Here is a 24,626-nt window from a genome sequence, read left to right as displayed (position 1 = left end):
GGGTTCTGTTTGGGTGATCCGGTCCGTCGCCCTAGCTGTGGATCACCTTCCCGTACGCATCGAGCACGCTCTCGTGCATCACTTCGCTGAGCGTCGGGTGCGGGAAGACCGTGTGCATCAGGTCTTCCTCGGTGGTCTCCAGGTTCATGGCGACGACGTAGCCCTGGATCAGCTCGGTGACTTCGGCGCCGACCATGTGGGCACCGAGGAGCTGGCCGGTCTTGGCGTCGAAGATGGTCTTCACCAGCCCGTCCGGTTCGCCGAGCGCGATGGCCTTGCCGTTGCCCGCGAACGGGAAGCGGCCGACTTTGACGGCGAAACCCTGCTCCTTCGCCTTGGCCTCGGTCAGGCCCACGGAGGCGATCTGAGGCTGGCAATAGGTGCAGCCGGGGATCTTGGCCTTATCCATGGCGTGGGTGTGCAGGCCCTTGATCGTTTCGACGCACAGCACGCCCTCGTGCTCGGCCTTGTGGGCAAGCATCGGTGGGCCGGCGACGTCGCCGATGGCGTAGAGGCCCGGCACGTTGGTGCGGCCGAGCCCGTCGGTCACCACGATGCCGCGCTCGATGGTAACGCCGAGCGCTTCGAGGCCGATGCCCTCGATGTTGCCGACGACGCCCACCGCCGAAATCAGCTTCTCCGCCGTCAGTTGCTGGGACTTGCCGTCCCCCGTCTCGATCGTCGCCGTCACGGCGTCGGCGGATTTCTGCACCTTCGTCACCTTGGCGCCGGTGAGGATCTTGATGCCCTGCTTCTCGAAGCGCTTGCGGGCGAGGCCTGCAATCTCCGCATCCTCGACGGGGAGGATCTGCGGCAGCAGCTCGATCACCGTCACCTCGGCGCCCATGGTGCGGTAGAACGAGGCGAATTCGATGCCGATGGCGCCGGAGCCCATCACCAGCAGGCTCTTCGGCATGGTCTCGGGCACCATCGCCTCGTAGTAGGTCCAGATCTGCTTCTTGTCCGGCTCGATCCCGGGGATCGCGCGGGGCCGCGCGCCGGTGGCGACGATGATGTGCTTGGCGGAATACGAGCCGGCCGCCAGAGCGCCCTTCGGGGCCGGGGCGCGGGTGGTCTCCTTGACGGTGACTTGGCCCGGCTGGTTGCCCTTGGCGGCGGCCGTCACGGTGGCCTCGCCCCAGATCACGTCGACCTTGTTCTTCTTCAGCAGCATGCCGACGCCGCCGTTGAGCCGCGTCGAGACTCCGCGCGAGCGCTTGACGATCGCGGCCGTGTCGAACCCGACCTTCTCGGCCGACAGCCCGTAATCGGCGGCGTGCTGCATGTAGTGGTAGATCTCGGCCGAGCGCAGCAGGGCCTTCGTCGGGATGCAGCCCCAGTTCAGGCAGATGCCGCCGAGATGCTCGCGGTCGATTACCGCCGTCTTGAACCCGAGCTGCGCCGCCCGGATCGCCGCCACGTAGCCGCCGGGGCCGGCGCCGATGATGAGGATGTCATAGGTGTCGGCCATCGGGCGCTCCTACGTCCTCCACGCTCTGGGAGGGACCGGGGTGAGGGTGGTTCAGCCGTATTCGCCTAGCGGTCTCTGCGTTCCGCCTAGACCAGCATCCCCATCGGGTTCTCGATCAGGGCCTTGAACGCCGAGATCAGCTCAGCACCCAGCGCACCGTCGAGGACGCGGTGGTCGCAGGAGAGGGTCGCGGTCATCACCTGCGCCACGGCCGGGGCGCCGTCGCGCACCACGATGCGCTTCTCGCCGGCCCCCACCGCGAGGATCGAGGATTGCGGCGGATTGATCACCGCGGTGAAGTGCTTGATGCCGAACATGCCGAGGTTGGACACGGAGGTGACGCCGCCCTGGTATTCTTCGGGCTTCAGCTTCTTGGCCCGCGCCCGGGCGGCGAAATCCTTCATCTCGTTGGAGATGGTGGAGAGCGTCTTCTGGTCGGCCCGGCGGATCACCGGCGTGAACAACCCGCCGTCGATCGCCACCGCGACGCCGACCTCAGCATTGTCGAAGCGCAGGATGCGGTCCTCGGCCCAGACCGCGTTGGCGGCCGGCACCCGCATGAGGGCGAGGCCCATCGCCTTGATGACGAAGTCGTTGACCGAGAGCTTGAACAGCGGCTTGCCGTCCTTGGTCTTGCCCGCGCTGCTGTTCAGCTGCTCGCGCAGGGCCATCAGGGCGTCGAGTTCGCAATCCACCGTGAGGTAGAAGTGCGGCGCCACCTGCATCGCCTCGGTCAGGCGCTTGGCGATGGTCTTGCGCATCCCGTCCAGCGGCACCTCCTCGAAGGTGCCCTTCGGGTAGAAGCCGCGGACCTGATCGACGGTGAGGCCGACCGGTGCCGCCGCCTTGGCGGGCGCCGGGGCAGCCGGCGCGGCGGCGGCCTTCGGCGTGTCGACCGCCTTCGGGGCAGCCTCGGCTGGTTTGCCGGTGCCTGCGGCGAGCGCCGCGCGGACGTCGCGCTCGATCACCCGCCCGCGCGGACCGGAGCCCGTCACCGCGCCGAGATCGACGCCCTCCTGCTTGGCGATCCGGCGGGCCAGCGGCGAGGCGAAGACGCGCCCGCTCTCGGACGTCGCGCCCCCCGTGTTGCCCCCCGTGTTGCCACCCTCTGGCTTGGCGTCGCGAGGCTGGGCGCCGTCCGGCGCCTCGTTGACGCGGGCATACGCCATCGTGCCGCCGCCGGGCGTCGCGTTCGCGGCGGCATCCGTTTTCGCGGATTCGGCCTGCGAAGCTTCAGCCGCCCCGCCGCCGCCGGAGGCCTGCACGCCGGCGGGGTCCTCGCCATCCGTCGCGATGATGGCAATCAGGTCGTTCACCGGCACGTCGGCGGTGCCCTCCGCCACCAGGATCTTGGCCAGGATGCCCTCGTCGATGGCCTCGACCTCCATCGTCGCCTTGTCGGTCTCGATCTCGGCGAGCACGTCGCCGGACTTGATCGCGTCGCCCTCCTTCTTGAGCCACTTGGCGAGGGTGCCCTTCTCCATCGTGGGCGACAGGGCGGGCATCAGGACGTTGATGGGCATGGGGTGAAGATCCTGAGCGTCAGCGGTCGGTGGCGGGCGGCGTCAAAGGGCGGCGGTCAGTTCAGAATCGGTGCGTCGGGGTCGAGGCTTTCGGCTTCGAAGCCGGCGCCGATGCGGGCGAAAGCCTCGTCCTCGGACATCTCGGTCTCCAGCGCGTAGACCCGCGCCGCCTGCCGGGCGAGGTCGGCCAGCAGGCGGCCCCAGGTCGCCGGATCGTCGAACGAGCGCCGCAGCGCGATGCTCACCGCGCCGTCGACGACGCTGGCCCGCAACACTTCGATGCCACCGTTCTCGATGGCATCCGGCGGGGCGGAGAGTTCTTCGAATTTCTGGGTCATCATCTCGTCTCCGGTCTCTCCCCGGACCGGGAAGAGTTGGAGGGGAACGCGCAACGTTCTCAGCGGTAGCAGACGGCCTTCACCGCCTCGATCACCTCGGCGACGTTGGGCAGCGCAAGCTTCTCGAGGTTGGCGGCGTAGGGCATCGGCACGTCCTTGCCGGTGACGCGCAGGACCGGGGCGTCGAGGTAGTCGAAGGCATCGACCATCAGGCGGGCCGAGATCTCGGCGCCGATGCCCGATTGCGGGAAACCCTCCTCCACGGTGACGCAGCGGCCGGTCTTCTTGACCGATGCCACCACCGTCTCGGTGTCCATCGGGCGAAGCGTCCGAAGGTCGATCACCTCCGCCTCGATGCCCTCCTCGGCCAGCGCCTGCGCCGCCTTCAGGGCGTAGGTCATGCCGATCGAGAACGACACGATGGTCACGTCCTTGCCGGTGCGGTGGACCCGGGCCTTGCCGATCGGCAGGACGAAATCGTCGAGCTTCGGCACCGGGAAGCTCTGGCCGTACAGGATCTCGTTTTCCAGGAAGATGATCGGGTTCGGATCGCGGATCGCGGCCTTGAGCAGCCCCTTGGCGTCGGACGCGGTGTAGGGCGCGATCACCTTGAGGCCGGGGACGTTGGAGTACCAGGCCGAGTAGTCGTGGCTGTGCTGGGCGCCGACGCGGGCCGCCGCGCCGTTCGGGCCGCGGAACACGATGGGGCAGCCGAGCTGACCGCCGGACATGTAGAGGGTCTTGGCCGCCGAGTTGATGATGTGGTCGATCGCCTGCATGGCGAAATTGAAGGTCATGAATTCGACGATCGGCCGCAGGCCCGTGAAGGCGGCGCCGACGCCGATGCCGGCGAAGCCGTGCTCGGTGATCGGGGTGTCGACCACGCGGCGGGCGCCGAACTCCTGCAGCAGCCCCTGCGTGATCTTGTAGGCGCCCTGGTACTCGGCGACCTCCTCGCCCATCACGAAGACGGCGTCGTCGCGGCGCATCTCCTCCGCCATGGCGTCGCGCAGGGCCTCGCGGACGGTCGTGGTCACCATCTCGGTGCCCTCGGGGAATTCCGCCATCACGGGCGCGGGCGCCTTGTTGGTGATGGTGGCGGGGGCGGCCGGGGCCTTGGGCGCATCGTCAGCGGTCTTGGCGCTCGGCGCCGGCCTCTCGGCCTGGCCCTCCGCCTGCATGTCGGGTGCAGGCGCCGCCTGTGCCGGGGCATCGGCCTTCGGGGCGCCGCCACCCGCCGCGGCGGCCGAGACGTCCTCGCCCTCGGCGGCAATGACGGCGATCGGCGTGTTGACCTTCACGCCCTCGGAGCCTTCCGCGATCAGGATCTTGGCCAGAATGCCTTCGTCGATGGCCTCGACCTCCATCGTCGCCTTGTCGGTCTCGATCTCGGCGAGCACGTCGCCGGATTTGACCGCGTCGCCCTCGTTCTTGAGCCACTTGGACAGCTTGCCCTCCTCCATCGTGGGAGACAGGGCGGGCATCAGGATGTCGGTCGCCATGGAATGCTCGTCGATCGAGGATGAGGCGGTCAGCCCTTCGGAGGCAGGGGCGCGGCCGCGCATGCGGGACGCGGCCCCCGTCTCCGACACGTGATGGGTCTCAGGCGCGGGCTTCCAGCAGGATGTCGGTCCACAGCTCGGAGGGGTCCGGCTCGGGATCGTGCGTGGCGAACTCGGCGGATTCGTTCACGGTCTCGCGCACCTTGGCGTCCGTGGCCTTGAGGTCGGCTTCCGGCACACCGTGCATCTCGATCAGGCGCTTGCGCACCATCTCGATGGGGTCGTGCTCCTCGCGCATCTTCGAGACCTCGTCCTTGGTCCGGTACTTGGCCGGATCGGACATCGAGTGGCCGCGATAGCGGTAGGTCTGCATCTCGAGAATGTAGGGACCCTCGCCCGAACGGGCGTGCTCGATCGCCCGGGCGGCGGCCTCGCGCACGGTGCGGACGTCCATGCCGTCGACCTGCTCGCCGGGAATGCCGAAGGAAATGCCGCGCCGCGAGAAGTCGGTCTGGGCCGAGGCCCGGGCCACCGACGTGCCCATGGCGTAGCGGTTGTTCTCGATCACGTAGACCACGGGCAGCTTCCACAGCTGCGCCATGTTGAAGCTCTCGTAGACCTGGCCCTGGTTGGCCGCGCCGTCGCCCATGTAGGTCAGGCTGACATTGCCGTTCTTCTTGTAGGCGTCGGCGAAGGCGAGACCGGTCCCGAGGGAGACCTGGGCGCCGACGATGCCGTGGCCGCCGAAGAACTGCTTCTCGCGGGAGAACATGTGCATCGAGCCGCCCTTGCCGCGGCTGTAGCCGCCGCGCCGGCCGGTCAGCTCGGCCATGACCCCCTTCGGGTCCATGCCGCAGGCCAGCATGTGGCCGTGGTCGCGATAGCCGGTGATGACCTGGTCGCCGTCGACCGAGGCCATCTGCATGCCGATCACGACCGCTTCCTGGCCGATATAGAGGTGGCAGAACCCGCCGATCAGGCCCATGCCGTAGAGCTGGCCGGCCTTCTCCTCGAAGCGCCGGATCAGCAGCATCTCGTGATAGGCGTGGAGGTCTTCCTCGCGGGTGAACTGGGGGGAATTCGCAGCCGGGGCATGGATCTCGGCCGGGCTCGCGGCCCCGCCGGACTGGCCCGCCTTCGCAGGTTCGCTGCTCTCCGGCGGACGTGTGTCGGAGGCGGCTCGGCCTGCATCCTTCGCGGCAACCATCGGCGGACTCCCCGGGGAACATCTGTTCTCATCGGGGTTCTAGGACACGCCCTTCGGGAAAGCGAGGCCGGCATCCCGACAGAACCGGGAAGTTGTCAGGCGGGGCCGGGATGGTTTCGCCGCGCTGTCCCGTGTCGCCGCGGGGGTCAGGGATCGATGATGACCACGTCGTTGGCATGGACACGGCCGAGCATGACCCGGGCGCGCTCCTCCAGGAGGTCGCGGTCGATCTGATCGCTGCGCAGCAGGGCCACCCGATGCTCCCAGATCGCCCGGTCGGCCTTCGCGGCGTTCAGTTCCTGGTTCAGGGCCCGGGCCTGGACCTTGAGGGCGCGCTTGGCCTCGAGGCCGCGATTCCCGCTCTCGGCCTGATGCACGAAGAAGCCCACGACGAGGCCCGACACGGCGTAGAGGCCGAGGGGAATCAGAACAGCACGGACACGACGACGGACCACCATGCGGGCACGATGCGCGCGTACGGTTAAGGAAGTCCTGACGCGACGATGAGGCTGGGCCATAATGTTCGAGGCCATGATGATCAGAACCAGCATGGAGATCAGAACCGGCATGGAGATCAGGACCAGCATGGCGATCAGGACCAGGGCGAACGAGACCATGCGGTACAGGGCCATGCGGCACAGGGCTCTGCGCACGGGTATGCGGATGCGATGATGCGGTTCGACCTCGTCGATCTCGGCCTGTTCCGCCACGTGGTCGAGGCGGGATCGATCACCCACGGGGCGGCCCGGGCCAATCTCGCGCTGGCCGCCGCCTCGGTGCGGATTCGCGCCATGGAGGAGACCCTGGGGGCGGCCCTCCTGACGCGCGGGCGCCAGGGCGTCGTCCCGACCCCGGCGGGGCGCAGCCTGCTCGCCCATGCGCGCGGGCTCCTGGAGCGGATCGACCGGATGCAGGAGGACCTGGCGGCGTTCTCCGGCGGCACGGTGGGGCAGATCCGGCTGGTCTCGAACACCAATGCGCTGACCGAATTCCTGCCCGAGGTTCTGAGCGCGTTCCTGGCCCGCCGGACCGGGGTCAGCGTCGATATCGAGGAGCGGACCTCGGACGAGATCGTCGGGCTGGTGGCCGAGGGCTCGGCCGATCTCGGCATCGTCGCCGGCACGGTGGATACCGGCGCGCTGGAGACCTACCCGTTCCGCCAGGACCGCTTCGTCATGGTGGCGGCTGCCGACCATTCCCTGGCGGCGCGGGACGCGGTCGTTTTCGCGGAGGTGATGGAGCATCCCCTGGTGGGGCTCGACCGCACCAGCGCGCTGACCCGGTTCCTCGCCGACAAGGCGGCGCGCACGGGGCGCCCGCCCATGCGGCTGCGGGTGCAGTTGCGCAGCTTCGACGCGATCTGCCGGCTCGTCGCCTGCGGCGTCGGGCTCGGCATCGTGCCGGAGACCACGGCGGCGCGGGCCGCCCGCACGATGCCGCTGGCCATCGTTCCGCTCGAGGATGCCTGGGCCCTGCGCGACCTCACCATCTGCGTGCGCTCGCTGGCCGACCTGCCGCGGTTCACGCGGGATTTTGTGGCCGACCTGCGCGGTTAAGGCGGCTTTCGGACGCCTGGGGGCTCCCATCAGGGACATCGCTTCGGTACAACCCGGCTCGGGCGCCTATCCCGGGCGCCTGAATTCGGGGGAGTTCGCCGGCCAGATGCAGGATTCGACCGCCCCCGCTCCCGATACGGCCCTCGTCGATCCCGACGTCCACGTGGAGAGCTTCCGGCAGGCCCGCGAGGCGCGCCGGCTCGAACTGGTGGAGGATTACGTCGAGCTGATCGCCGACCTGATCGGCGATGGCGGCGAGGCGCGTCAGGTCGACATCGCCGCCCGCCTCGGAGTGGCCCAGCCCACCGTGGCCAAGATGCTCAAGCGTTTGGCCGAGGACGGCCTGGTGCAGCAGCGCCCCTATCGCGGTGTGTTCCTGACGGAGGCGGGTCAGGCCCTGGCCGTGCAGAGCCGCGAGCGCCACCGCATCGTCGAGCAGTTCCTGTGCGCTCTCGGGGTCAGCCCCGAGATCGCGCGCCGCGACGCCGAGGGCATCGAGCACCATGTCAGCGCCGAGACCCTGGAGGCGTTTCGGCTGTTCACGGCGAAGTCGGCCTGACCGGTGCGAAATTCTTGCGGGGCGTGCGCCGGGGACCGGCTCAGGCCGGGACGGTCTGGGGCGCGGCGGCGGCCTCGGGCATCGGCTCGCCGTCCGGCACCACGTCGACCTCGACCTTGAGCTTCTGCGGACCGGACGAGGAGACGATGCCGTCGATGGGTGAGACATCGGTGTAGTCGCGCCCGCGCGCCACCACGATGTGATCGTCGCACATGCCGATGCCGTTGGTGGGATCGAGGCCGATCCAGCTGTCGCCGCACCAGACCGAGACCCAGGCGTGGCTCGCATCGGCGCCGCGCAGGCGCGGGCGCCCGACCGGTGGGATCGTCCGCAGGTAGCCGCTGACATAGGCGGCCGGCAGGCCGAGCCCGCGCAGGCCCGCGATCATGATGTGGGTGAAGTCCTGGCAGACGCCGGCCCTGAGGGCGAAGGCCTCGGCGAGGGGCGTGTGGACCGTGGTCGCCTTCGCGTCGAACCGGAAATCCGCCCGGATGCGCTGCATGAGATCGACGGCGCCCCCGTAGGCGCTGCGGCCGGGCGGGAAGCTGACGCGGGCATAGTCCGTCACAGCCGGCACCAGGGGCACGCGGACGCTCGGGAACTGGAAATGCACCGGCTCGTCGGGACCGAGGCGGCGTCCGGTGACGGACTCGTCGCGCACCTGCTCCCAGGCGCGGCCGGATTCAGGGGCGGGCAGCGGCGCGCGCTCGACGCGCACCCGCGACAGCGCCTCGACCCGCAGTTCGGTATGGGGCGCGTCGATCGTCACCACGGTCACGTCGAGGCCGAAATAGTCGCGCCGCACCACCCGCGTGCGCGGGTCGGGCGCGATCGTCAGGCTGCTCTCCAGCACCGTCTGGCCCTCGCCGTCGCGCGGGCGCAGGCGCAGGGCGCAGCGGGCGAAGCGGACCGGGCGGGCATAGCGGTAGGTGGTGAGGTGGCGCAGCGTATAGATCACGCGAGCCCCACCAGCTTCTCGGGGCGCAGGGCGTGCGGCCCGTTGGGGAAGTAGCGGGTGGCGATGGCGTCGGCGAGGCCCTCGACCGCGTTCTCGAGGCGGGTCAAGGCCGCGCCGTCGAACTCCGCCGCCTCGCCGGTGGCGAACTCGGCCGCGAGCCTGGCGGCGAGGCGCTGCTGCGGCTCGGGCAGCCCGTCGACCCGTAGGACCGGCAACTCCCCGAGATGCCGGACGATCGCCTCGACCTGGAAGGCCACCGACCGCGGATTGAACGGATCGAGCAGCACCATGTCGCGCACCGGGTCCAGGGCCACGCCCTGCAGGTACCGGGCGCCGAACGAGACGTGTGAATCGCACAGGGACAGCATCACGCCGAGATCCTCCGCCGTGGCCTCGTCGCCCGCAAAGCGCGTCGCGAAGGCGCAGGTGTTGATCGCCCGCTCGATGCGGCGGCCGAGATCGACGAAGTGCCAGCCGGCGGTGCGGTTCATGTTCTCCTGCGCCAGACCCGACAGGGCCGCGATGTGGCTGAGCGCCCGCTCGGCGAGGCTGAGCAGTTCCGCTTCCGAAAGGACGTGGCCCGCGTCGATCTCCAGCAGGTCCTTGAGATCGGCGAGGGCCCGCCAGGCCTCGCCCGACAGGCGTTCGCGCAAGGTTGCGGCGTTGGCCCGGGCCGACAGGCTGTGGCGCAGGGCCGAGCCGTAGGCGTCCGGGCCGCTCAGCGCCTGCTGGGCCAGGGCGGCGGTGGGCAGGTTCGGGGCCTCGATGGCACCCCACTCGTCGAGCAGCGCCCGGATGCGCAGGGCCGTCGGGGCCTTGGCGTCGCCCGCCATGTCGGCGATGACGGCGGAGCCGACGCTGCCCAGATGGGCGACGACGAGGCGGATCACCGCCTCGGCCCGCTCGACGTAGCGTCCGAACCAGAACAGGTTGTCGGCGGCCCGCGACGGCAGGTGGCCGGCGATGCGGCGCACCCGGGCGGAGCCCGGCTGGATCAGCGTCGCCGTATCGACCGGATCGCGCGACAGCACCCAGACATCGGCCGACTTGATGCCGGCGCGCATCTCCAGGGGCTCGACCTCCGGCCGCTCCGAGATGCGGCAGAAGCCGCCCGGCATCACGCGCCAGCCGTCCGGAGTCGCCGCCGCGAAGACGCGCAGCACGAAGGGGCGCGGCACCAGCCTGAGACCGCCGCCGCTCCGGTCCCAGCCCGGCATGGTGGCGAGCGGCATGGTCTCCTGGGCCACGTAGTCGAAGGGCCGGTCGCGCAGGGCCGCGAGCAGCCGGTCGCGCTCGGCATCGAGGGCGTGCGGGGCCAGGATCGCGTCGCGCACCGCGCCCTTCGGCGGGGTGGCCACCGGGCGCAGGCTCAGCCCGTCGAGGTTGTCGCGCACCTGCGCCAGGGCATCCGGGTCGCCGCACCACCAGGTTCGCGGCCCGGCGATCTGCAGGTCGCGGCCGAGGAAGTGTCGGGCGATGCCGGGCAGGTAGGCGGCCAGCGCGCCGGATTCGAGGATGCCGGAGCCCGGCATGTTGCCGACCACGAGACTGCCGTTGCGCAGGGCCTCCACGAGGCCGGGTACGCCGAGGCGGGAGCCCGGGTTCAGTTCGAGGGGGTCGATGTAGTCCGAATCGATCCGGCGCCACAGTACGTCGGCGCGCTTGAGGCCCGAGACGGTGCGGACATGCAGGGCGCCGTCCTGCATCACGAGGTCGTCGCCCTCCACCAGCAGCAGGCCGAGATAGCGCGCGAGCGCGGCCTGCTCGACATAGGTCGAGCTGAACACCCCGGAGGTGAGGAGGCAGATGCGCGGGTCGCTGCGCTCGGCCCCCACCGCGAGGCCATCGCGAAACGCCTGGAAGAAGGCCGCGAGACGCTCGACCCGGAGATCGGCGTGGAGGTCCGGGAAGGCCCGCGTCAGGACGAGGCGGTTCTCCAGCGCGTAGCCGGGGCCGGAGGGCGATTGCGTCCGGTCGGCCAGGATGCGCCAGCGTCCGTCCGGCCCGCGGGTGACGTCGGCGGCGTAGAGCTTGAGGTAGCGCCCGCCCGGCGGCGTGACGCCGACGAGCGGCCGCATGAATTCGGGGCTGCCCGCCACCACGGCGGCCGGCAGCAGGCCGCCGGCGACGAGCCGGCCCGCGCCGTAGAGGTCCGAAAGGATCGATTCCATCAGACCGGCGCGCTCGACGATGCCGGCGCTCAGGGCCTCCCAGTCCCCCTGCTCGATGACCAGCGGCAGCGATCCGAGCGGCCAGGCGTGCTCGCGCTTGTCGCCGTAGATCCGGTACGAGATGCCGGTGTCGCGGATACGGCGCACCGCCGAGACGAAGCGCGCGCCGATCTCCAGTTCGTCGAGGTCGCCGAGCCGGTCGAGGAAGCGTAGCCAAGCCCCCTTCGGCCGGCCATCGCGGTCCATGAACTCGTCCGGCACGCCCGGCTGCGGCCGATAGGCGGAGGTCCAGCGCGCGAGGCGCTCGGCCCGTCCCTGTCTCTCCGCCGTAGCCGCCTCGCTCATCGGGGCGTGACGCCCGGCGGGGCCGGCATGCGCAGGTCGAGCGTCATCGGGAACTCGCGGTTGGTCTCCTCCGGCGGCATCGCGATCTTGCCCGGGGTGTGGCCGTGGGCCTGGAAGCGGGCGAGGCGACGCCCCTCCGCCTCGTAGGTGTTGACCGGGAAGGTCTCGTAGTTGCGCCCGCCCGGATGGCTGACATGGTAACGGCAGCCCCCGAGCGACCGGCCGCTCCAGGCATCGAGGATGTCGATGGTGAGCGGCGAGTGCGCGGGGATCGTCGGATGCAGCGAGGAGGCCGGCTGCCACGCCTTGAAGCGCAGGCCCGCCACCGCCTCGCCCGAGGTCCCGGTGCCGGTCATCGGCAGGCGCCGGCCGTTGCAGGCGATGATGTGCCGGCCGGGGACATAGCCCTCGACCTTCACCTGCAGCCGCTCCACCGACGAATCCACGTACCGCACGGTGCCCCCGATCGCGCCCTCCTCGCCCAGCACGTGCCAGGGTTCGAGGGCCTGGCGCAGCTCCAGCTTGACGCCGCCCTGCTCCACCGTCCCGAACACCGGGAAGCGGAACTCGCGCTGCGCAACAAAAGCCGCCGGGTCGAAGTCGTAGCCGGCTGCCCGCAAGTCTTCCAGCACGCCGAGGAAGTCGGCCCACAAGAAGTGGGGCAGCATGAAGCGATCATGCAGGCCCGTGCCCCAGCGGACACAGCCGCCGGCCTGCGGCTCGCGCCAGAGCCAGGCCACGATGGCGCGCAGGAGGAGCTGCTGCGCCAGGCTCATGCGCGGGTCCGGCGGCATCTCGAAGGAGCGGAACTCGAGCAGGCCCAGGCGGCCGGTGGGGCCGTCCGGCGAGTAGAGCTTGTCGATGCAGATCTCGGACCGGTGGGTGTTGCCGGTCACGTCCACCAGGATGTTGCGGAAGATGCGGTCGACGAGCCAGCGCGGGATGTTGGGCTCGTCGGGCTTGGGCACCTGCGCCATCGCGATCTCGAGCTCGTAGAGCCCGTCATGGCGCGCCTCGTCCATCCGCGGCGCCTGGCTCGTCGGACCGATGTAGAGGCCGGAGAACAGGTAGGACATGGCCGGGTGGCGCTGCCAGTACAGCACCAGGCTCTTCAGCAGGTCGGGCCGGCGCAGGAACGGCGAATCGTTGGGGGTCGCGCCGCCCAGCACCACGTGGTTGCCGCCGCCGGTGCCGGTGTGGCGCCCGTCGGTCATGAACTTCTGGGCGCCGAGACGGATCTGGCGGGCATCCTCGTAGAGGTCGGTGGTGATCCGCACCGCGTCGCGCCAGGTCGGGGCGGGATGCACGTTGACCTCGATCACGCCGGGGTCGGGCGTGACCTTGATGACGTTCAGGCGCGGGTCGAAGGGCGGCTCGTAGCCCTCAATGTGCAGGGTCTGCTTCAACTCGGCGGCGGCACACTCCAGGTGGCCGAGCAGTTCCAGGTACTCGTCGACCCGCTGCAGCGGCGGCATGAAGACGTGCAGGATGCCGTCGCGCGGCTCCACCGCGAAGGCGGTCCGCACGGCCACGCCGGTGACGCCGGAGCCGTTGACGGTCTCGGGCCCGGGATGGCCTTCGGGCAGCGCATCGCGCTCCTCGAGCGTGTCCTGCGGCTGGTAGTAGGGATAGTGCTCCTGCGGCACGTGGGGCAGCGCGGAGAGCGGCAGGCGATAGCCCACGGGCGAGTCCCCCGGCGTCAGGAAGGCGTGGCCGCGGCGGAACTCCCAGGGCTCGGAGATCCACAGCCGGTCGGAATCCCCGTCCTTGCCGGTGGGCAGGCTGGCCAGCGGCAGGGCGTAGCCGGCGGCCTCGCCCAGTCCCCGCTCGAACACCCGGGCCATGCGGGCATTGGTCTCGGGGTTGGGGTAATGCGGCTCGGCGGTGGTGACGTTGACGGGCAGCTCGTCGCGCTTCTCGGTCCAGTAGACCGGGTCCTCGAAGGCCGGAAACACGTAGGCGCCGAGGCCGAGGCGCTTGGCGACTCCGTCGATCAGGTCCTTGGCCTTGTGGATGGTCGCGTCGCGCGGGCCGTCCTCGGCGGCGATCAGGTCGGCATCGGTCCAGACCGGCACGCCGTCCCGGCGCCAGTACAGGGCGAAGGCCCAGCGCGGCAGGCTCTCGCCCGGATACCACTTGCCCTGGCCGTAATGCAGCATGCCGCCGGGGGCGAAGCGGGTGCGCAGGCGCCGGATCAGCTTGTCGGCGAGGCCGCGCTTGGTCGGGCCGACCGCGGCCGCGTTCCATTCGGCCGATTCGAAGTCGTCGATCGAGACGAAGGTCGGCTCGCCGCCCATGGTCAGGCGGACGTCCTGCGCGGCGAGATCGGCGTCGATGCGCTCGCCGAGCGCGTCCATGGCGGACCAGACCTCCTCGGAGAACGGCTTGGTGATGCGCGGCGCCTCGGCCACGCGGGTCACCGTCATCTCGAAGCCGAACTCGACCTTCGCCGGCTCGGCGAGGCCCGAAATCGGGGCCGCCGAGGCGTAGTGCGGGGTGGCCGCCAGGGGGATGTGCCCCTCGCCGCAGAGGAGGCCCGAAGTGGCGTCGAGCCCGATCCAGCCGGCGCCGGGCAGGTAGACCTCGGCCCAGGCGTGCAGGTCGGTGAAGTCGGTGGTGGTGCCGGCCGGGCCGTCGACCGCCGTGGTGTCTGGCACGAGCTGGATCAGGTAGCCCGAGACGAAGCGGGCGGCCAGGCCGATGCGGCGCAGGATCTGCACCATCAGCCAGGCCGAGTCGCGGCAGGAGCCGCTCTTGAGCGTCAGGGTCTCGGCGGCACTCTGCACGCCGGGTTCCATGCGAACGCCGTAGGTGATCTCGCCCGCCACCTGGGCGTTGAGCGCCACCAGGAACAGCACCGTGTTGGGCTCGGCCGGCAGGCGCTCCAGGAAGGCGTCGACTTCCGGCGCCATGGCGTCGTCGAGGACGAGGTAGGGTTTCAGCTCGGCGGTGAGGTCGTCCGCATAGGTGAAGCCGCGGGCCTGGGCGTAATCCTCGACGAAGAAGTCGAACGGGTTGATCACCGACATGTCGGCGGTGAGGTCGACCTCGATTTTCAGCTCGGTCGTCTTCTCCGGGAAGATCAGCCGGGCGAGCCAGTTGCCGTTCGGGTCCTGCTGCCAGTTGATGAAGTGGTTCTCGGGCAGGACCTTGAGCGAATAGGCCGGCACGGCGGTGCGCGTGTGCGGCGCCGGGCGCAGGCGGATCACCTGCGGTCCGAGCGCGATCGGCCGATCGTAGGTGTAGTGGGTGACGTGGTGCAGGGCGGCTTTGATCGACACGGGGGCTCCCGCTGTATCTGGACAGGGCGCCGGACATGTGCGGGGCACGCACCGGCGGCGGAGAAACGGGGCACCACCCTGCGGTGACCCGGAAGAAGCTTCACCAGAGACATACGCGAACGGCGACCCGCACGCGATGGCCTTCGGAGCGATGGCCCGCCGGGCTGCAAGCCCTCGGGGCGACCCGCCCGCCGCGCCCGCCGCCGGCGGGCCGGAAGCAGCCAGGACGTGTACGGGCGCCATCGACTAGCAAGTTTCGTGCACCGCAGGCGCTTCGTGTGTGTTCCCGTATGCTGCCGGCATCCTGCCCCGGCGGGTCGGCCGGCAGTCCCGATGCGGTGCGGGGAACAGGAACTTCGCCCTCGGCCCATGCTTTGCCCCCCTGCCGCACGCGAATAGGCTATGAGGGTTCTTTCACGGGCGGCATGCGACGCGTGATCGACAGACAGGAAAGGCGTTTCGCGACGAATCCATGAAAATCTTCCAGTGCCAGGCCTGTGACCAGCCGATCAGCTTCGAGAGCACCCATTGCGAGAGCTGCGAGCGCCGGCTGGGCTATGCCTGCGAGATCCACGAGATGTCGGCCCTGGAGCCTGTGGGCGGCCTGTGGCACGCCTATGCCAATCCCGGACGCCGCTACCGCTTCTGCGCCAACGCCGATCACGACGCCTGCAACTGGCTGGTGCCGGAGGATTCGCCGAACCGCTACTGCATCACCTGCCGGCACAACCATGTCGTGCCGGATCTCTCGATCGCCTGGAACCTGACCCGCTGGCGCCAGATCGAGGCGGCCAAGCACCGGCTGTTCTACTCGCTCCTGCGGCTCGACCTGCCGCTGATGACCCGTGACGAGAACCCCACCACCGGCCTCGCCTTCGACTTCCTGGTCGATCCCTCCGAGAGCTACCAGATCGGACCGCCCGTCCTCACCGGGCATCGCAGCGGCCTCATCACCCTCAACATCGCGGAGGCCGACGATGTCGAGCGGGAGCGCCGGCGGATGCTGTTCGGTGAGTATTACCGCACGCTCCTCGGGCATTTCCGCCATGAGATCGGGCATTATTTCTGGAATGTGCTGGTTCGCTTCGACCAGAGCCTGTGGACCTTCCGGTCGCTGTTCGGCGACGAGCGGCTGAACTACTCGGGGGCGCTGCAGCGTCATTATGCGCACGGAGCGCCGGCGGACTGGGAGGAAGGCTACGTCAGCGCTTACGCCACGGCCCATCCGTGGGAGGATTTCGCCGAGACCTGGGCGCAGTACCTCCACATCGTCGACACCCTGGAGACCGCCAGCACCTTCGAGATGCGCGTGCGCCCACGCCTGCGCCACGGCCCGGCCGAGCCGGTGGTGATCGATTTCGACCCGTACCGGACCACGGATTTCAGCCGCATCGTCGAGGCCTGGCTGCCCCTGACCTACGCGGTGAATTCCCTCAGCCGCAGCATGGGCCAGCCGGCCCTGTTCCCGTTCAAGCTGACGCCGGCGGTGATCGCCAAGCTGTCCTTCGTGCATGAGCGCATCGAATCCGTCCGCTGCATGGGCAGCAACGATTCCGATGCCGACATCCTCAAAGCGGTGATTTCCGGCCTGCGCCAGAAGGTGGCGGCCCCGAACGCGTGAGGCGCGGTCCGACCGTCGCCGCGCTCGGTCAGGCGGTTTCGAGCGGACGCGGCCGGCCCTCGTCGTCGATCGCCACGAAGGTGAAGGTCGCCTCGGTGACCTGTTCGCGCAACTGCGTGCGAAAGCGCCGGGCCCAGGCCTGAACCTCGATCTTCATCGAGCTGCGCCCGACGCGCGCGATCCGGGTGTAGACGCAGAGCACGTCGCCCACCCGCACCGGGCGGATGAAGGTCATGGCATCGACCGCGACGGTGACCGCCCGCCCCTGCGAGCGCTCGACGGCCGCGATGCCCCCGGCCTGATCCATCTGCGACATCACCCAGCCGCCGAAGATGTCTCCGTTGGCGTTGGTGTCCGCCGGCATCGCGATGGTGCGCACCGTCAGGTCGCCGCTCGGGAGCCGCACCGCCTCGGTTTCCGCCATGATCCCACTCATTCCTACGTCCACGCCTACGTCCACGCCCAATCGCGCGCCGTTTCGCCTGCATTCCGGGGGCCAGCCCGCGTGGCGGCCGATCCCGCCCCGCACAGCGTTCCTCGGGAGAGACGCCGGACCGCGCTTCACCGCCTCAGGGTATCAGGTCGGCCAGTTTGAGCGCGCCCGCAAGGATCACGGCGGTGATCGAGACGAGGAGTTCGAGGGGGATCGACTCCCAGATCGGGCGCGCGGAGGCGCGCCGGGCGGCGATGGCGTTCATCATGTTCCCTCGGGAGCGATGCCGTCTGATGCGGATCGTCTCCGGCTCGGCAGTTTAGCGCAGGATGACGCCACTTCCCATCCGAAGATACGAATTTTAGTGCTCTAAACGACGACACCCGACCTTCGATTCACGAAGGCCGGGCCGCGAGAGATCAGACGTCCCCGAAGGGGACCGGTTCGGGACGCTTAGTAGTAGAAGCGGCGCGGGCCGTAGAAGCGGCGCGGACCATAGAAACGACGCGGGCCGTAGAAGCGGCGCGGGCCATAGTAGCGGCGGCCGTAGAAGGGGCGCGGGCCGTAGAAGCGACGCGGGCCATAGAAGCGGCGGCGGTAACCGTAATACTGCACGGTCTGTACGGCGGCCGGGGCAGCCTCGCTCTGGAGGGCGAGGGCGGGGCCGATGGGGGCGGCCGAAGCGCCCTGCGGCGCCGTGGCAGCGAAGCCTAGGGCCAGCAGCGCGGCCAGCACGAGTTTCCTCAGCACGTTTTCAACTCCCTGGATCTGTCGAGACTCGACATTCCGTGCCCGCTTGTCCGCGAGGCCCGGACGCAGAAAACGCACAAACGCCGAAAGCGTTTCCCTCGGCTCACCCAAGCGTGACCGTAATGGTCAATGAAGGCTTGCGAAGCATTGGGCGCCGACGCCCTCAGGCAATCTTGAGCGTCATGTCGACGACAGCGGCCTCGGCGCTGCCTTTGACCAGCGCGATCCCATGTTCGCAATCCTCCCGGCGGACGTAAGCTTCCGCCGAATCCGCGATGACGTTTCCGTTCTGAGACCGAAGGCGCCAGCGCCAGCCCCCAGCAGAATCCCTGTAGAGTTCAAACCGCATCGTCCCGCCTCCACGCGGCCGGACGCACCGTCCGGCTCACCCTGAAATGGCGAGACGCACCGCATTGGCAATGTCTCCTCTTGGCAACGTCTCCTCTTGGCAAAGCCTCCGCTGAGCGATGTCTTCGCTGCAACGCGGGTCCCGGACATGACAGCGCCGCCCCGGCGGACCGGGGCGGCGCTGCATCACGATGTCAGGAGACTGGGTTCAGGAACGCGGGCCGCGGTCGAGCCAGCCGATGGCGCGGCCTTCACCGCCGCCCTGCGGACGCGGGGTGCGGGGACGCTCGCCACGGGGCTCGGTGCGGGCCTCGCCGGCGCTGGCCGGGCGACGATCGCCGCGCGGCTCCTGGGGACGGGCGGCACCCTCGGGACGGCTCGGGCGTCCGCCGCCGCGGTTCTCGCCGCCGCGACCCTCGCCGCCACGCCCGTCGAAGCCACGACCCTGGCCGGGACGGCCACCCGGGCGGCTGCTCGGACGCTGGCCCTGGCGCTGGCCGGGACGCTGGCCGTTCGGCGCCGGACGGCGCTCCTCGGCCTGGGCGTTGTCGGCCGCTTCCTGGCGGGACGGCGGGGTGAAGCCCTCGGGGAAGGCGCCGACGGGGATCTTCTGGCGCGTGGTGCGCTCGATGTCCCGCAGGTAGGCCTTCTCCTCGTCGTTGCAGAACGAGATGGCGAGCCCGTTCGCCCCGGCGCGCGCGGTGCGGCCGATGCGGTGGACGTAGCTCTCCGGCACGTTCGGCAGGTCGTAGTTGATGACGTGGCTCACCGCTTCGACGTCGATGCCGCGAGCGGCGATGTCGGTGGCGACCAGCACCCGGCAGGACCCGTCCTTGAAAGCGGCGAGCGCCCGTTCGCGCTGCGGCTGGGACTTGTTGCCGTGGATGGCCGAGGCGTTGATCCCGACCTTCTCCAGGCCGCGGACGACGCGGTCGGCGCCGTGCTTCGTCCGGGTGAAGACGAGCACGCGCTCGATCACCGGATCGCGCAGAATGTGATTGAGCAGGGCCTGCTTCGCGCCGGTATGGGCGAAGATGACCTCCTGGGTGACGCGCTCGGCGGTGGTGGCGACCGGGGTCACCGCGACCTGGACCGGATCACGCAGATACTGGTCGGCGAGGCTGGCGATGTTCTTCGGCATGGTGGCCGAGAAGAACAGGCTCTGACGCTCCTTCGGCAGCATCTTCACGATACGCTTGAGCGCGTGGATGAAGCCGAGGTCGAGCATCTGGTCGGCCTCGTCGAGGACGAGGATCTCGACGGCCTCGAGGGTCAGCGAGCGGCGCTCGATGAGATCTATCAGGCGGCCGGGGGTCGCGACCAGGATGTCGACGCCGTTGGCCAGCGCCTTCTCCTGGCGGGAGATGGTGACGCCGCCGAACACCACGGTGTTGGTGAACGACAGGTATTTTCCGTAATCGGAGAAGTTCTCGGCGATCTGGTTGGCCAGCTCGCGGGTGGGCGAGAGCACCAGCACGCGGCAGCCGCGACGGATCGCCTTGCGCGGGGTCTCGGCGAGGCGGTGCAGGATCGGCAGCGCGAAGGCCGCCGTCTTGCCGGTGCCCGTCTGGGCGATGCCGCAGAGGTCGCGGCCCTGCATGGCGGGGGCGATGGCCTGGGCCTGGATCGGGGTCGGGCTCTTGTAGCCGGCCTCTTCCAGGGCGCGCAGCACGGGCTGGGCGAGGCCGAAATCGGTGAATTGGGTCAAGGAGGTACTTTCAGGCAGCGGGACCGTGCCGGACGCCCTCGTGGCGAGGGGAAACGTCGAAGAGTGTGGTCGGTCCGTTGAGCTGGAGCCGCCCGCGTGCTGGGGCAGTCCGGGTGCATGCACGTTGAAGAGAGGGGCTCAGGTCGCTCGGGGGCCGCAGATGCGATCCGGCAATCCGTCACGCAGCCCTCTCAAGCGGAACCATGACGGCCGCTGACGCTGCACCTGCGATATGAGCCTTCGCGCCTGCGAAGTCAATCCGTGTGGCCGACCTTGGCCGGCGGCCCACGCAGGGCGGGTCCTCCGCCCACGCATGCGGCGGCGCTGGCGCCAATGGAGGAAGCCGATACGGAGTAGCCGGATGCGGAATGATTTGACGCCGCCGCACCCGTGGGGTGTTACCTCTGATCCCGAGCCGGGCCGCCCGGCAGGTCACGGGTCCGGATGATCGCGCGCCACACCCTCACCTATGTCGGCTCGCGGGGCGTCGCCGCAGCCCTGAACATGGGCGCTCTCGCGGTGTTCACCCGGCTCGCGCCCACCGACGTGTTCGGGCTCTACCTGCTGGTGCTGTCCTGGGCGCTGGTGCTCTACAGCGCCACCTGCCAATGGCCGAAATTCTCGTTCTTCGCCCTCTATGCCGAGGACCGGGCCGCCGTTCAGGTCGGCACCGTGGTGCGCCTGCTCGGCGGCATGGTCACCCTCGCGGCCCTGGTGGCGGCCGGCGCTGCCGGGCTCGGGCTGCTGGAGCCGCGGTCGGCGCTGGCGATCTTCACGGCGGTGTTCGGCATGATGGCCTTCGAGGGCGCCGCCGAGATTGCGCGCACCCGCCTGGAGGTCGGCGCCGTCGCCCTTTCGGTGGTGATGCGCGCGGTCCTGGTCCTGGCACTGGGCAGCACTGCCCTCCTCCTCGGCGGCGGCGCCATCACCCTCCTGCTCGCCACCGCCGGCGCCAACATGCTGGCGGCCCTGCCCACGCTCTACGTCATTCGCGCTCTGCTGCGCGGCGGCGGCAGCTGGGCCGAGGCGCGCCGCCTTCTCGCCTATGGCTGGCCGCTGGTGCTCTCGTTCGGCGCCGCCGCCCTGGCCCAGACGGCCGACCGCCTCGTCATCGGCGCCAGCATCGGCGTCTCGGAACTCGGCGCCTACGGCGCCTTCGCCGACTTCCTGCGCCAGAGCTTCGTCGTGTTCGGCGACAGCGTCGCCCTGGCGCTGATCTCGATCGCCAAGCGCGATGCCCGCGACGGCGGCATCGCCACCGCCCGCCCGGTGCTGGAGGATGCCATCCGGCTGCTGACGGTGATCGCCGCCTTCGGTGCCGTGTTCTTCCTGGCCTTCGACGACATCCTCGTGACCCTGCTGCTCGGGCCGGATTACCGCGACACCGCCCTGCGGGTGGCGCCCCTGCTGGTCGCCGCCAGCATCCTGCAGATGTTCCGGTCGTATTATTTCGGGCAGGTGATCTATTTCACCCAGAAGAGCCACCTCGACGCGATCGCGTCGGTGACCCTGCTGATCGCCATCGGCGGCCTGTCGGCGGTGCTGATTCCGCGCCTCGGCGTCGAGGGAGCGGCCATCGCCATGGCGATTGGCCAGGGCCTCGCCTGCCTCGTCTTCATCCTCGGCTCCCGCGAACGCTTCCGCATGCCGGTGCCCCTGCGCGACCTCGCCGTCATCGGCGGGCTGGCGCTCGCCTGTGCGGGGGTGATCGCCGGGCTCGAGCGGCTCCCCCTCGATCCGGGTCTCGCCCTCGGCCTCCGCCTCGGCTGCCTCGCCCTGGTCTCGGCCGGGACGGCCTGGGGGTTCAACATCCTCGGCGTCGCCGATCTGCTGACGCGTCTCCGGGGGGGTCGCTCCCGCAGGGCCACCCCGTGAGCCGACCCGCGCCGAGCGTGGTCACGCCGGACGGGCTCGTGGTCTGCCTGCGCCCGATCACCGACGACGCGCCCTGGATCGCGGCCTGGCGCGACCTCGGCCACCGGGCGCTGGTCGACAATCTGTTCTACGATCCCGATTACGCGCGTCCCGCCTCCGCGGTCTTCGGGCAGGGCGTGCAGCTGGCGCTGGTGGGAGACCGTGCGCCCGAAGAGCCGGGCCTGCGCCTCGTCGCCGTCTGGCCCGTGCGGATGCGGCGCTGGCGCTGGGGTCTGCCGGTGAGCCTGGTCATGGGCTGGATGCATGATTTCGGCATCTTCGGTGCACCGCTCCTCGACGGCGCCGAGCCGGGTCGCGCCCTGGATGCGCTGTTCCTCGGCCTGAGCCGGCTCCTCGGGCCGCGCCTGATGCTGACGCACGTGCCGACCGCCGGCCCCTTCGCGGATCTCCTCTGGGGGCGCCTCGCCGCAGGCCGGCTGCGCCATGCCCGGTTCTGGCCGCATGAGCGCGCCTTCCTCGACCTGGCGGGCCGCGACGCCGCAGCCCGCGCCGCTTATCTCGCGCATCTCTCATCCCGCAAGCAGCGCAAGCTGCGCCAGGCCTGGGATCGCCTGAGCACGGACGGACCGATCGCCTTTGAGACGATCCGCGATCCCGCCGCGCTGCCTGCCGCCCTCGACGATTACATCGCGCTCGAGGGCGCGGGCTGGAAGGGCGCGCTCGGCACCGCCATCGCGGGCGATGCGGCCCAGACCCGGATGATGCGCGACCTCGTCCTGCGCTTCGGCGCGCGCGGCGGTGCCCGCATCGATCGCCTTCGCCAGAACGGCCGGACCCTCGCGGCGGTGGTCAGCTTCGTCACGCGCGAGCAGGTCTGGACCCTCAAGATCTCCTATGCGGCCGCGGCGGCCAAGCACTCGCCCGGCGCCCTCGCCTTCCAGCGCCTGACGCAGGCCATCGCCGCCGAGCCGGCGCTCACCACGGCGGATTCCTGCGCGCCGCCGCATTATCCGCTGCCCGAGACCTTCTGGACCGGGCGGCTGCCCCTCGCCCACATCCTCGTGGAGAGCCGCAGCGGCGATCCGCTGTTCGCCCTCGCGGTCCGCCTCGAGCGCGGGCGCGCCGAGGCCAATCGATGCCTCAGGGCGTGGCGCGACCGCCTGCGCCGGTTCCTGCCGGGCGGCTGAGAGCGGGGTCAGGCGGCGCGCACCGCGCGATCCTGGAGGTTTTGATCCTGGACGTTTTGATCCTGGATGGTCTGATCCTGGATATCCGCATCCTGGATATCCGCATCCTGGACTTCCCGATTCTGCCCCTCCTGATCCTGCCCCTCCGACAGGTCGGTGGCGAGACGTGCCGCGTGGGCGACGAAGCGGCGGCGGACCGCGCCCGCATAGGGATTGGCGCGCTCGATCGCCTCGAAGACTTCGGGCGCGTCGTGGCGCACCATCGCCACCGCCTGCATCAGCAGGTCGAAGCTGCGCGTGGTCATCCGGGTCGGCAGCGGCTCCATCTGCACCATCACCTTCGCGATCAGGTGGGTCAGGCCCTGGGCGGCGGCGGCGTCGCGGTCATGTGCCTCGGGCGTCGTCACGATGACGTCGAGCCCGAGCCGGCGGCGCAGGAAGGCGGCGACCCGCCGGGGCCGTCCACCGCGCACCGGGCAGAGCGCGATCTTCAGCCCGCGGATGCCGCCCTGCGCGCTCTGCGGACCGAAGAGCGGGTGGGTGGCGACGATCGCGACGTGACCCGGCAGGCCGGCACGCATCGCGTTCGCGGTGGCCACCTTCACCGAGCCGACATCGAGCACGAGAGCGCCCGGAGGCAGGTGCGGGCCGATCTCGGCCACGACCGCCGCGATCGCCGCGACCGGAACCGCCAGGATGACGACGGGACAGCCGGCGGCCTCGCGCAAGGTCGCCTGCGTGACGTCGTCCACCGATGCCGCGGACATGGCCGGATCGTAGGCCTGGATCGCGAAATGCGGCGCCAGATGGAGGGCGATGAGGCGGCCGAAGGCCCCAAAGCCGATCAGGCCGAGGGGAGGACGGAGGTGTGCGGGGAATGCGGACGACACGGACGGAACCTTGGTTGGAGCCGGGCCGTCGACGATGGTCCTGAGGAAGAGATCAACCGCCGACGATGCAGCGGTTGAGACATGACAAGCCCCGCGCCGCTAAGGGTGCGGCGCCGAATAGGAGGCGGGGCGGAACGACGTTGTCATGGTGCGAGCTTCTAGGGCGGGATCGCCGACGCGGTCAATCCGATCCGGCGCGCCTCACCAGCCGAAGCGGGCGATCGCGTCGAGGCGCGCCCGGATAGCGGCCTCGTCGCGTCCGAGGCCGGCGATTCGCTGCGAGAGGGCGTAGCAGGTCCCGCAGAACCCGAACTGCATCAGAGGGAGGCCATCGGCCCGTGCCCGTGCCACCGAGCCGATCAGGCAGGCGATGACGGGCTCGTCCGGCGGGAGGCCGAGGCAGTCCGCCCGGGGGCTTCCGAAGAACGGCCGGTTCGGCCAGGCCAGCGAGACCGCGGTGCCGCCGCGCCGGTCGGGTGCCGGCGGCACCGTGTAGCTGCGCAGGAACAGGGCGGCGAACAGCAGGACGAGGCCGGGCATCAGGAGGCCCGGATGGACGAGGGCGCGAAGGCGGGAGGTGGGCATGGCCGATTGCTCCCCGTCAGGCCGGTTCGTCGTACCGGCTCCAGCGGAACACTTCCGTGCCGGCCCCGTCGATGACCCGCACCGCCTCGGCCGGAGCGCCGGAGCGCTGCGGGGCACGGGCCCTGGCGAACAGCGTCAGCGCCCGTTCCTTGGCCGCCTCGACGGTGCCGGTGCGCACCGAGATGCGCTGGCGCACCGGGTCCTCGCCGCGCGCCCCGGCCTCGTCCTCGGAGGCGAGGACTTCGATGTGGTAGGTCTCGCGCGGGTTCACGACGGCTCCATCCGGCTGGCTCGGTCTCCACCATCCATACCCACAGG

22 protein-coding genes are annotated in these 24,626 nt (G+C 70.2%); 5 read left to right on the top strand and 17 right to left on the bottom strand.

Features of this window, described 5'->3' with window-relative positions; genetic code table 11:
• Positions 1-31 precede the first annotated feature (31 nt).
• The 6 genes from lpdA to ACV7NL_RS12815 all read right to left on the bottom strand — a co-directional run bounded on the left by lpdA (position 32) and on the right by ACV7NL_RS12815 (position 6,499).
• Positions 32-1,471 carry a dihydrolipoyl dehydrogenase gene (gene lpdA, locus ACV7NL_RS12840; RefSeq protein ID WP_463355877.1) on the bottom strand — a complete coding sequence of 480 codons (1,440 nt, stop codon included), beginning with the start codon at positions 1,469-1,471 and terminating at the stop codon, positions 32-34.
• Between the two features lie 86 nt (positions 1,472-1,557).
• Complete coding sequence (locus ACV7NL_RS12835; protein ID WP_463355876.1) at positions 1,558-2,994, bottom strand: pyruvate dehydrogenase complex dihydrolipoamide acetyltransferase; 1,437 nt, start codon at positions 2,992-2,994, stop codon at positions 1,558-1,560.
• 56 nt (positions 2,995-3,050) lie between these two features.
• Entirely contained in the window at positions 3,051-3,332 is a 282-nt protein-coding gene (locus ACV7NL_RS12830; protein WP_056180508.1) for a DUF5076 domain-containing protein, read from the bottom strand.
• Positions 3,333-3,391: 59 nt separating this feature from the next.
• Positions 3,392-4,834, bottom strand: a complete 1,443-nt coding sequence (locus tag ACV7NL_RS12825) for a pyruvate dehydrogenase complex E1 component subunit beta (RefSeq protein ID WP_463355875.1) — start codon at positions 4,832-4,834, stop codon at positions 3,392-3,394.
• A 100-nt stretch (positions 4,835-4,934) separates the two neighbouring features.
• On the bottom strand, positions 4,935-6,041 hold the full coding sequence (gene pdhA / locus ACV7NL_RS12820) for a pyruvate dehydrogenase (acetyl-transferring) E1 component subunit alpha (RefSeq protein WP_056180180.1): 1,107 nt from the start codon (positions 6,039-6,041) through the stop codon (positions 4,935-4,937).
• Between the two features lie 146 nt (positions 6,042-6,187).
• Positions 6,188-6,499, bottom strand: a complete 312-nt coding sequence (locus ACV7NL_RS12815; protein ID WP_463357120.1) for an FtsB family cell division protein — start codon at positions 6,497-6,499, stop codon at positions 6,188-6,190.
• 210 nt (positions 6,500-6,709) lie between these two features.
• Between ACV7NL_RS12815 and ACV7NL_RS12810 the strand changes: the two genes are divergently transcribed.
• Positions 6,710-7,597 (top strand): LysR family transcriptional regulator, encoded by an 888-nt coding sequence (locus tag ACV7NL_RS12810; protein WP_463355874.1) that lies wholly within the window; start codon positions 6,710-6,712, stop codon positions 7,595-7,597.
• A gap of 106 nt (positions 7,598-7,703) precedes the next feature.
• Complete coding sequence (gene mntR, locus ACV7NL_RS12805; protein ID WP_056180515.1) at positions 7,704-8,156, top strand: manganese-binding transcriptional regulator MntR; 453 nt, start codon at positions 7,704-7,706, stop codon at positions 8,154-8,156.
• Between the two features lie 40 nt (positions 8,157-8,196).
• Here mntR and ACV7NL_RS12800 read toward each other — a convergent pair whose 3' ends face one another.
• Genes ACV7NL_RS12800 through ACV7NL_RS12790 form a run of 3 tightly spaced genes read right to left on the bottom strand, consistent with a single transcriptional unit; the run spans position 8,197 to position 14,911 of the window.
• Positions 8,197-9,114, bottom strand: coding sequence for a transglutaminase family protein (locus tag ACV7NL_RS12800; protein ID WP_056479995.1), 918 nt, complete (start codon positions 9,112-9,114; stop codon positions 8,197-8,199).
• Positions 9,111-11,630, bottom strand: a complete 2,520-nt coding sequence (locus tag ACV7NL_RS12795; RefSeq protein ID WP_463355873.1) for a circularly permuted type 2 ATP-grasp protein — start codon at positions 11,628-11,630, stop codon at positions 9,111-9,113. Before ACV7NL_RS12795 ends, ACV7NL_RS12800 begins: the two co-directional genes overlap by 4 nt.
• Positions 11,627-14,911, bottom strand: a complete 3,285-nt coding sequence (locus ACV7NL_RS12790) for a transglutaminase family protein (RefSeq protein ID WP_463355872.1) — start codon at positions 14,909-14,911, stop codon at positions 11,627-11,629. The genes ACV7NL_RS12795 and ACV7NL_RS12790 overlap by 4 nt, the downstream gene beginning before the upstream one ends.
• 472 nt (positions 14,912-15,383) lie before the next feature.
• Between ACV7NL_RS12790 and ACV7NL_RS12785 the strand changes: the two genes are divergently transcribed.
• Positions 15,384-16,532: a zinc-binding metallopeptidase family protein gene (locus tag ACV7NL_RS12785; protein WP_056180195.1), complete on the top strand. Its 1,149-nt coding sequence runs from the start codon at positions 15,384-15,386 to the stop codon at positions 16,530-16,532.
• Between the two features lie 28 nt (positions 16,533-16,560).
• Here the strand turns inward: ACV7NL_RS12785 and ACV7NL_RS12780 are convergent, their stop codons facing one another.
• The 5 genes from ACV7NL_RS12780 to ACV7NL_RS12760 all read right to left on the bottom strand — a co-directional run bounded on the left by ACV7NL_RS12780 (position 16,561) and on the right by ACV7NL_RS12760 (position 19,771).
• Positions 16,561-16,956, bottom strand: a complete 396-nt coding sequence (locus tag ACV7NL_RS12780; RefSeq protein ID WP_056180198.1) for an acyl-CoA thioesterase — start codon at positions 16,954-16,956, stop codon at positions 16,561-16,563.
• A gap of 145 nt (positions 16,957-17,101) precedes the next feature.
• Positions 17,102-17,233: a hypothetical protein gene (locus tag ACV7NL_RS12775; protein WP_282103519.1), complete on the bottom strand. Its 132-nt coding sequence runs from the start codon at positions 17,231-17,233 to the stop codon at positions 17,102-17,104.
• A 185-nt stretch (positions 17,234-17,418) separates the two neighbouring features.
• Positions 17,419-17,715: a hypothetical protein gene (locus ACV7NL_RS12770; protein ID WP_056180201.1), complete on the bottom strand. Its 297-nt coding sequence runs from the start codon at positions 17,713-17,715 to the stop codon at positions 17,419-17,421.
• A gap of 163 nt (positions 17,716-17,878) precedes the next feature.
• A complete protein-coding gene (locus tag ACV7NL_RS12765) occupies positions 17,879-18,064 on the bottom strand; it encodes a YegP family protein (protein WP_056180205.1) in 186 nt (61 codons plus the stop codon).
• 207 nt (positions 18,065-18,271) lie between these two features.
• Positions 18,272-19,771, bottom strand: a complete 1,500-nt coding sequence (locus ACV7NL_RS12760; protein WP_463355871.1) for a DEAD/DEAH box helicase — start codon at positions 19,769-19,771, stop codon at positions 18,272-18,274.
• A 444-nt stretch (positions 19,772-20,215) separates the two neighbouring features.
• Here ACV7NL_RS12760 and ACV7NL_RS12755 point away from each other — a divergent pair, with 444 nt between their 5' ends.
• Both ACV7NL_RS12755 and ACV7NL_RS12750 read left to right on the top strand, forming a co-directional pair.
• Positions 20,216-21,646 (top strand): lipopolysaccharide biosynthesis protein, encoded by a 1,431-nt coding sequence (locus ACV7NL_RS12755; RefSeq protein WP_463355870.1) that lies wholly within the window; start codon positions 20,216-20,218, stop codon positions 21,644-21,646.
• The gene (locus ACV7NL_RS12750) at positions 21,643-22,833 is read left to right on the top strand and encodes a GNAT family N-acetyltransferase (RefSeq protein WP_463355869.1); all 1,191 of its coding nucleotides are present in this window, start codon (positions 21,643-21,645) and stop codon (positions 22,831-22,833) included. The genes ACV7NL_RS12755 and ACV7NL_RS12750 overlap by 4 nt, the downstream gene beginning before the upstream one ends.
• A gap of 8 nt (positions 22,834-22,841) precedes the next feature.
• Here the strand turns inward: ACV7NL_RS12750 and ACV7NL_RS12745 are convergent, their stop codons facing one another.
• From ACV7NL_RS12745 to ACV7NL_RS12735, 3 genes are all read right to left on the bottom strand, one after another.
• Positions 22,842-23,723: a prephenate dehydrogenase/arogenate dehydrogenase family protein gene (locus ACV7NL_RS12745; RefSeq protein ID WP_463355868.1), complete on the bottom strand. Its 882-nt coding sequence runs from the start codon at positions 23,721-23,723 to the stop codon at positions 22,842-22,844.
• A gap of 201 nt (positions 23,724-23,924) precedes the next feature.
• Positions 23,925-24,308 (bottom strand): hypothetical protein, encoded by a 384-nt coding sequence (locus tag ACV7NL_RS12740; RefSeq protein WP_463355867.1) that lies wholly within the window; start codon positions 24,306-24,308, stop codon positions 23,925-23,927.
• A gap of 16 nt (positions 24,309-24,324) precedes the next feature.
• Complete coding sequence (locus tag ACV7NL_RS12735; RefSeq protein WP_056180219.1) at positions 24,325-24,579, bottom strand: hypothetical protein; 255 nt, start codon at positions 24,577-24,579, stop codon at positions 24,325-24,327.
• Between the last annotated feature and the right edge of the window lie 47 nt (positions 24,580-24,626).

It is taken from the genome of Methylobacterium sp. Ger2507 (genome assembly GCF_055231875.1).
This window is presented reverse-complemented; position numbering and strand designations above follow the sequence as displayed.